This window comes from Pantoea sp. E956-1 (assembly GCF_982223955.1).
Genome location: NZ_CEUYZP010000147.1, coordinates 1 through 245, shown reverse-complemented (window position 1 = coordinate 245; position 245 = coordinate 1). Strand labels below are relative to the sequence as shown.

Annotated in this window: 1 tRNA gene and 1 rRNA gene; both read left to right on the top strand. The window is 54.7% G+C overall.

What is annotated here, in order from left to right:
- Positions 1 to 74: ribosomal RNA gene (locus tag AC0T7J_RS25705) — 16S ribosomal RNA — on the top strand; the annotation flags it as partial.
- An 88-nt stretch (positions 75 to 162) separates the two neighbouring features.
- A tRNA-Glu gene (locus tag AC0T7J_RS25700) sits at positions 163 to 237 on the top strand.
- Positions 238 to 245 lie beyond the last annotated feature (8 nt).

Sequence of the window (245 nt, the reverse complement as noted above, 5' to 3'; positions counted from 1 at the left end):
CTTTGTGATTCATGACTGGGGTGAAGTCGTAACAAGGTAACCGTAGGGGAACCTGCGGTTGGATCACCTCCTTACCTGAAGATACCTTCCCGCGCAGTGTCCACACAGATTGTCTGATAAAAAGTAATGAGCAGGACGGCTGCGAAGTCGTGACACTATCGTGTCCCCTTCGTCTAGCGGTTAGGACTCCGCCCTTTCACGGCGGCAACAGGGGTTCGAATCCCCTAGGGGACGCCACCTGCTTG